We start from the raw sequence: 788 nt of genomic DNA, 5'->3' as shown, positions 1-788 counted from the left end.
ACCTATGTGGGTGAGCATAATTATTACATCATGGAAAGTAGTGGTGACATTCAATTCACAACAAAAAAAGATTTAAAAGTAATGTATCAAGATTTTCCACGTTACTTTATTGAAAAAGCCAAAGAGTGGCCAAAAGAAGATCTTAATGATGCTAGCTCATACGATTTACCGCGCTTTCAATTTGCGTGGGCGAATTCAAGCTCAGAAGATGAATATGAGAGTGGGCTTAAAATTTGGAGCATGAAAACCGACGGAACAGATTTACGTTTAGTGACGGATGCAACTATCGATTTAACGGAGGTACGAAATCTAACTCGTTCGCCAAATAATCGTTATGTTGCTTGGGCGGGATCTGGCGGCCATAAAAGTGTGTATGATTTAAAAACGGGCAAGGTTTCAGATATGCATAAATTCACCTCGCCACTTGATATGCTTTGGTCGGAAGACAGCCGTTATTTGTATTTTGATGATGCTATAAACAGTTATGCTCGTTGGGATTCAGAGACTGGTGAGGTTAGTGATTCTGATTTGAAAGTTCGTACTGAAGCTGTTTTGACGGGAAATAAAATTATAAAAGTCACTGATGCCGCAGTTGTGGGTTATAACTTAAAGACAGATGAACGTTTATTTGTTTTGAGTTCAGAACGTTCATTAAGTGATAAAGAAAGAATTTTTAGAGTTAAATCTATTAGTCCAACAGGACGTTTTGCATGGGGTTCAAATCAAAGTTTTGCTTGGATGTTTGATACTAAAGAATTAACTGTTAAGCAAATGACCACAGACTATAC

The 788-nt window shown here is 37.2% G+C and carries 1 protein-coding gene; it reads left to right on the top strand.

The features are described 5' to 3' along the window. Positions 1-788: hypothetical protein (locus A6E03_RS04395; protein WP_065600244.1), on the top strand; the 788-nt coding region annotated here is incomplete at both ends.

Origin of the sequence: Aliivibrio sp. 1S128 (assembly GCF_001691065.1) — a bacterium.
Lineage (GTDB): Bacteria > Pseudomonadota > Gammaproteobacteria > Enterobacterales > Vibrionaceae > Aliivibrio.
Note: the sequence above shows the minus strand (reverse complement) of the source record. Positions and strands in the feature narration are given on the sequence as shown.